The organism is Chryseobacterium potabilaquae, from assembly GCF_902728265.1.
Classification (GTDB): Bacteria; Bacteroidota; Bacteroidia; order Flavobacteriales; family Weeksellaceae; genus Chryseobacterium; species Chryseobacterium potabilaquae.
This window is the reverse complement of record NZ_CACVBR010000047.1, coordinates 21,064-27,842: the sequence shown is the minus strand read 5'-3', so window position 1 is coordinate 27,842 and position 6,779 is coordinate 21,064. Positions and strand designations below refer to the sequence as shown.

Genomic DNA, 6,779 nt, shown 5'->3' with positions numbered 1-6,779 from the left:
AGTAAATCTTCTTTGTCAATCATAACTATGTAATGGTTAAAAATAATAAAAAGTTATTTCCGAAAAATTTCTTGAGCTGTAAGAGCTCTAAATTTTCCAGAATAACTTTTTAACTTACACAGTTAGTAAGACACTACCGAATTAAAGAAAAAAGGTTACATTGAAGTCGCTCAACTAGCAAACCATATATTATCTTTTGAATATACTTCTAAACTGATAAAGTAATCTTTCAATTAAGCGTAAATCATCTGTAACTATATCAGCTCTGCCATTCATTTCTTGCTGGAATGTAATTCTTTTTTTATAAGATGTTTGTAGTCCTTTTGGTAAAGAAACATCAAGTAGTAAATTGCCATCTTTGTCAGGAATCAGAGAAATATTATTGATAACACCCTCTAAGATTCCAAACTCTTGATCAGGATAATTAGCTAATTTAATATTAACTGTTTGACCTACTTTAACCTTTCCAAAATTTTGTGCAGGAGCTTTTACTTTTCCTATATACTGATTACCTTTCATAGGAATGATTGAAAATACATTGTCACCAATATTAATACTTTGATTAACTGACCATAATTGTAAAAAGTTAACTCTACCATTTATTGATGAGCGAAGAATATAGTTTAATTCCCAATCTTTTATAGATTTTTTTAATTGGTAAAAAGATTGAAACAGATTTCTTTCTAGGTTTATATTTTCCTTACTTTCATTTATAATTGTGACTTTATTATTTCTATTAAGTTCGTTTATGGAGGACCGTAATTGTGATATATTGCTTAATACATTTTTATAATTTTTTTGATCTTGAAGAAACAAAACTCTTTGTTTTTCAATCTCTTGTGTTGAGATCACTCCTTCTTTATATAATAATTCACTTCTGGTAAGATCACTATGTTGTAATTTCAATTCCGATTCATTAATACTTTTCTGAGATTCCAATAAACTCAACCTTTCTTTGAGTTGAATAGCTTCATAGCTTTGTGCATTATTTTCTACCCTATAAGGTTTAAAATTAGTATTGAGCTTGTTTGCAATATATTCTTTTTGAAATGATGAAAATGCACTTTCAATATCTCCAAGCTGGGAAGATTTTAATTTTTCAAAAGGAAAATTTGACTTATCTAAATTAATTGTATCTACAATACTTTTTAATAAAAAAACATCTTTATAACTGGCTGCATTTTCAAGAACAGCCAAAGGAGTATTTTTTGAAACAGTTTCTTTATCTCTTACAAGTATAGCATCTATTTTCCCTGAATTTTTAGTAACTAATTTTTGAGGTGGAGCCTCCGTTGTTATAATAATTTGGGAAGATATAATATCTGGATATTTAACAAACCACGAGATAAGAAGTAAAATAATTATAAAACTTAATAATATTGTATTCCCCCACTTCAAAATAGTCTTTGGAGGATCTGTCAAAATATCTCTGACTTCCTCACTATAAATTTTTAGACCATCATTTATTTCGTCCATATTAATTGCCTAATTCTAATTGGTTTTTTACTAACTCATAATATTTACCACGCATTGAAACTAAATCTTCATGATTTCCTTGTTCTACAATTTCTCCTTTTTCAAGAACAATAATCTGATCTGCATTTTTTACTGTACTCAATCTATGAGCAACTATAATTGATGTTCTTCCTTTAATGAATTGATTGAGATTTTCCATTATTACTTTTTCATTATTAGCATCTAAAGCAGATGTTGCCTCATCAAAAAAAACATAAGAGGGGTTTTTATATACAGCTCTTGCAATCATCATTCTTTGCTCCTGTCCTCCACTCAACCGAATACCAGATGTTCCTAATTCAGTATTATACTTATTAGGTAAATTTTGTATAAACTCATCAATATTGGCAACAAAAGCAGAATGATATAGTTTTTCCCTATCAATAATTTCATTTTGTTCGGATTCAGATATATTACCAGCAATAGTATCATTAAACATAAAAGTGTCTTGCATTACCGCTCCACAATTCATTCTCCAAAAATCATTATTTATACCCTTTAAATCAACACTGCCTATATCAATATTTCCTTGTGTAACATCATAAAATTTTAACAAAAGCTTCATTAAAGTTGTCTTTCCACTACCACTAGCACCTACAATTGCTGTCGTTTGTCCTGCAGGAATTACACAATTAATATTTTTTAAAACAAATGGTGTTGATTTACCTCCATATCTATAAGATACATCTCGAAGAATAATACTTTTATCTTTAGGTAGCTCCTTTATTTTATTCTCAGATACTACATCTTCATCTTCCTTTGTATGTACCTGAGAAAGTCTTTCTAAACTAATTTTAGCATCTTGCCAATTCTGGATGAAAGTTATAGAGTTAGTAAGTGGAACATTCAGTTGTCCTACTATATATTGGATCGAAGTCATCATCCCTAATGTAAGATCTCCATCTATTACCGCCTTTGCAGAAAGAAAAGTGATGAAAATATTTTTAAATTCATTAATTGTACTTGCTCCAACACTTTGATATTGTGCTAACTTTAAAGAACTTAATGAAGTTTTAAATAATGTAATTTGTGTAAATTCCCATTTCCATCGATTTTTACGTTGTGAATTATTTAGTTTAATTTCCTTTATCCCACTAATAATTTGTAATAAATTGTTTTGGCTTTGTGAAGTTTGATCAAAACGCTTAAAGTCTAATTCTGCCCTTTTTTTTAAGAAAAAGAAAGTCCAACCTGTATATAAAATAGCAGAAACTAGAAAAACTAAAAATATTTTAAAACTATAATATACTAAAATACCATTGAAAACAATAAAAGTTACTATTGAAAACAACATATTAAGCGTTGAAGAAGAAACAAAGTTTTGAATACGAGTATGATCACTGATTCTTTGTAAATGTTCTCCTGCATTTCTGGTATCAAAATAATTAACTGGAAGTCTAAGCATTTTATACAAAAAATCAGAAATCATTTTGATATTAAATCTACTTGTAATATGTATAAGTACCCATTCTCTAAAAATACTGACCAACGTTTGAGTTGATATAAGAATGAATTGTGATGCTAAAATCAAATATATAAATGGAATATCCTTGTTATTTACACCAACATCCACAACCGTCTGCATTAGAAAAGGTAAAATAAATTGAATAACAGTAGCTACAAGCAGACCTATAAATAGCTGATTAATCAGTTTTTTATAAGATTTAAAATAAGGATATAAAAATGAAAAACCTTTAGCTTGTATTTTCTCGCTCTCTTGATTATCGAATTTTGTATTAGGTTCTAATAAAAGGCAAAATCCAGTTTCATCTGCTGCATTAGTCCAGGCTAATCTAAAATCTTCATGTGAATAACTTAGCAAACCCTGAGCTGGGTCAGCTACATACATTTTATTTTCATCAGTTTTGTATACTACTACAAAGTGCTTTTGTCTCCAAGGTACTATAAAGGGAGTTGGTGCTTCATTAACTAAGCTTTCCATTGAGACTCGTATCCCTAAAGCCCCTCATTTCAATAGCCTCCGCAGCCTCTGCTATGCCTGCCATTGTTACACCTGTAGTTGTAATGCTGGCTTTTTCTCGTAAAAACTCTCTAGAAAATGTTTTGCCATAAAATTTAGCAATCATTCGTAAACAAGTAGGTCCACAATCCCTACTGTCTAGTTGTTTATAAAATGGGAACTTATTTTTTATCGCCATATTACCTGATAAGGATATTTTTCATAAATAGCATTACTTTCACTAATTGTATAACCTTCTTCTGCATCTTTTTTACCTTCAGCTAAAAGAATATTAGCTTTAATATTATCATTCAAATGTTTTAAGCATATAGCTTTATAAAATTTAGCATCTGAAAATCTAGGATATAGTTTTAGAGTTTTATCAAATTCTACAATTGCTTCTTTCCATTTTTGTTGTTCATATTTCGCAATACCGTAATAAAATAAGGTGACTGGATTTACCCAATCTTCACCGTTTTTATTTACCATTGTTTTAATGTCATCCGATAATAATTTTTCTGCTTTATCAAATTGATTCAACTGAAGATAACACAAAGCAATGTAAAAGTTATAAGTATGATCCATTTCATATTGATTTCCATACTTCCTAACACACTCTTTAAAATCATCTATAGCCTTAGAATAATTTTTGACAAAAATACACAAGATAAAAGCCCGATATGGCAGATAAGCTTCGTCATCATAATATACTGCTTTATCCATAAAAAGCATTCCCAATTCGTATTTTCTTTGCTTAAACAGAGGCATTGCTTTTTGCTGCCACAGGTAAGCGATAGTACTGTCTTTTTTCAGACCAGCATCAATATTATCTTGCCATTCTTTAGAAAAAAGCATATGCTTCCATGCACCATTTTCTAAATGTTCTTTTATAATTTCCTGTTGTACAATTTTTCTTGCATCTTTTTCTTGGGAAGAAAAAAAAGAAAAGACGAAAAAACTAAAAAAAACGGCTCCCTTCATTAAGTCTTTTTTATTATGTTAATGGATTAAGCTCTCTAAACTTAGAATAGGTAAAATTATAAGGTTGATTACTTAAATCATAGACTTTAACTTCATCAAACCATTTTTTTGACATTTCTAACCATATGTTTTTAATTTCTTTGTATATACTTAAACCATTTTTAGTAAAATATTTTAATGCGTTTTCTTCTGTTTCAAATGGTTGTTTATCTATTAGAACAAAATCATTGTAACATTTATTGAGATAAAAAGCAATTCTTCCTTTGGCTTCATGAACTTGTCTTTTGTCAAAGTCTCCTGCATCTAGACAGGCATCTAAACATATAAAGCTCGTATAATAAGTATAAAAAGCATGGAATAATACATACAAATCTCTATTTTCTATAAAAGTTCCATCTGGCAATTCAATAGTTTCTAAAACTGTTTCTTTAGGAACTTTGAAAAAATCATCAATGTTGGAAAGTAAAGTATAAAAGATGACATGGCCTGTTTGATGTGCAATGTCATCTACAAAAAACACTTCATCATAATTTTCTTGGTAGGCATTATAAAAACCTATACCCACTGCTTTCATAGTAGCAAAGGAATTCCTTTCATAAGTGTCTACATTGAAAATCATACATTTATTAGCATACTTTTCAATTAACTGAAATTGTGTTGGTATATTCTTTTTAATGAGTTGATAAGCTATAGTAAGGTGCTCCAAATGCTCTTTTGTTATTTTTTCTATTTCTACTTCTATTAATTTTTTATCCACATTGAAAAAACATTGCTCCAAAAGTGGAATAGGATATTTCAATACTTCTATAGAAGTGTTTTCTATTAAAGAAACATGATCTAAAGTAAAGTCTACTTTTATACCTTCCTCTTCTAAAAGCATTTCTTTCTTATAAAAGATTAAGATTACATTTTTTTTATTAGTAATGAACCAGCCTGTATTTGGAATATAAAATCTTCCAAAATTGTCAGTTTGTACTCGAAATTTATTTCCACTAGAAAATCCTGCGAGTATTTGTTCTAATTGTACAATACTACTGTTACTTTTATTAAAATAAGAGAAAAATAAAGGTTCTTGATAAATTGTTTCACTTTCAAAATCTAAAGAATTAAAAATGTCCTCATTTTTTTTGTAAAGTAAGAGCTTAATATTTTGATTTTGTGTTTCCAATCCCTGTTCTAGAAATGGTAACAATATAGGTTGTAAGGGATTGTTCATATTATTTTAGAAAGAATGAATGGAATAAAATTGTTTAAAGAATGTGTGGCAACACTAGCTCCAAATCCAATCCTTACTCTCAAGTAGCATAGGATAAATCCAGAAAAAATCTGAGGACTGAATGTTATAAGATAATAACATATTGAATTATTACTGTCTGTATAATTCCATATATGAATGACTCCAAATAAAATAGAAGATATGGTAATAAATACCTTTTGATTTTTCTTCCAGAAATTAATTAATTTTTCACTTTCATATTTTTTGAAAATAAAAAAGAATAATGTAAAGAGAACAATAAACGATAAAATAAAATATATAACCAGTTTAATTGTATCAAACCAATATATATCAAAAGCTAATGCCGCAATCCATAATAATAAGTAGGATATAGTTATAGATAAGTTTACTTTGCTATAAACCAACCATAATCTAAAAAGAGTTTCTTCTAATATAGGTCCTAGAAGTACAGAAAAAAAGAAGGAATTAGATATTAACTCCATCTTGTTGTCATATTTTAAAGGAGGTAAAACATTTTTAAGAACTAAAATATATCTAATACTTGTAATTATGAGCAAGAATGAATATTGTAATAACAAAAAAATAAAAATGCTAATGATTTTTGAACGAGGAGATAAAGAAAGTGTAATTTCTTTAGAAGGTTTGAAATAAAAATAGAATAAATTTTTAATATATTTCATTGTGGCTTGGTAAGCTTTCTTATTAGAGAATACTCTTTGATGTAAAATTTAAATAGAAGAGGAAGGGTTTAAACCCTTCCTTTTTTAAAGACCGTAAGGATTAGTTTTAATGATAACTTCTCCTATCTTCACTGCAACTTTGTGTGCTTGTCCCCAAAATCCATGGCAGTCAGATTGGTCACCTCCTTCAACTTTTTGCATTACTTCTTCTGTTTGTACTTTTTCTGCCATTTCCTTAAAGGCATCTAGACTTATTTTTTTTGTTTGATTTTGCATCTTTTGATTTTTTAGATGATTAATTTCTTTGTCATATAACCCTGACATGGGGTTTTGCTGATCAGCCTTATATTGTACTTTTCATACTGCGCATCATGAAAAGAATAATATTTGTGTTTTTTCTGGAGCA

The 6,779-nt window shown here is 28.5% G+C and carries 7 protein-coding genes; all 7 read right to left on the bottom strand.

Features of this window, described 5'->3' with window-relative positions:
* Positions 1-189: 189 nt before the first annotated feature.
* On the bottom strand, positions 190-1,476 hold the full coding sequence (locus CHRY9293_RS16570; RefSeq protein ID WP_162033998.1) for an HlyD family secretion protein: 1,287 nt from the start codon (positions 1,474-1,476) through the stop codon (positions 190-192).
* 1 nt (position 1,477) lies between these two features.
* The gene (locus CHRY9293_RS16565) at positions 1,478-3,457 is read right to left on the bottom strand and encodes a peptidase domain-containing ABC transporter (RefSeq protein ID WP_317173937.1); all 1,980 of its coding nucleotides are present in this window, start codon (positions 3,455-3,457) and stop codon (positions 1,478-1,480) included.
* Positions 3,441-3,674, bottom strand: coding sequence for a cysteine peptidase family C39 domain-containing protein (locus tag CHRY9293_RS18920; protein ID WP_317173936.1), 234 nt, complete (start codon positions 3,672-3,674; stop codon positions 3,441-3,443). The genes CHRY9293_RS16565 and CHRY9293_RS18920 overlap by 17 nt, the downstream gene beginning before the upstream one ends.
* A complete protein-coding gene (locus CHRY9293_RS16560) occupies positions 3,665-4,456 on the bottom strand; it encodes a tetratricopeptide repeat protein (RefSeq protein ID WP_162033997.1) in 792 nt (263 codons plus the stop codon). Before CHRY9293_RS16560 ends, CHRY9293_RS18920 begins: the two co-directional genes overlap by 10 nt.
* A 13-nt stretch (positions 4,457-4,469) precedes the next feature.
* Entirely contained in the window at positions 4,470-5,672 is a 1,203-nt protein-coding gene (locus CHRY9293_RS16555) for a hypothetical protein (RefSeq protein WP_162033996.1), read from the bottom strand.
* Positions 5,669-6,373 (bottom strand): CPBP family glutamic-type intramembrane protease, encoded by a 705-nt coding sequence (locus CHRY9293_RS16550; RefSeq protein ID WP_162033995.1) that lies wholly within the window; start codon positions 6,371-6,373, stop codon positions 5,669-5,671. Before CHRY9293_RS16550 ends, CHRY9293_RS16555 begins: the two co-directional genes overlap by 4 nt.
* A gap of 84 nt (positions 6,374-6,457) precedes the next feature.
* Entirely contained in the window at positions 6,458-6,649 is a 192-nt protein-coding gene (locus CHRY9293_RS16545) for a hypothetical protein (protein ID WP_162033994.1), read from the bottom strand.
* Positions 6,650-6,779 lie beyond the last annotated feature (130 nt).

Coding starts and splice junctions, on each gene's coding strand:
- CHRY9293_RS16570 (WP_162033998.1), bottom strand. CDS start 1,476: ATGGACGAAATAAATGATGGTCTAAAAATTTATAGTGAGGAAGTCAGA.
- CHRY9293_RS16565 (WP_317173937.1), bottom strand. CDS start 3,457: ATGGAAAGCTTAGTTAATGAAGCACCAACTCCCTTTATAGTACCTTGG.
- CHRY9293_RS18920 (WP_317173936.1), bottom strand. CDS start 3,674: ATGGCGATAAAAAATAAGTTCCCATTTTATAAACAACTAGACAGTAGG.
- CHRY9293_RS16560 (WP_162033997.1), bottom strand. CDS start 4,456: ATGAAGGGAGCCGTTTTTTTTAGTTTTTTCGTCTTTTCTTTTTTTTCT.
- CHRY9293_RS16555 (WP_162033996.1), bottom strand. CDS start 5,672: ATGAACAATCCCTTACAACCTATATTGTTACCATTTCTAGAACAGGGA.
- CHRY9293_RS16550 (WP_162033995.1), bottom strand. CDS start 6,373: ATGAAATATATTAAAAATTTATTCTATTTTTATTTCAAACCTTCTAAA.
- CHRY9293_RS16545 (WP_162033994.1), bottom strand. CDS start 6,649: ATGCAAAATCAAACAAAAAAAATAAGTCTAGATGCCTTTAAGGAAATG.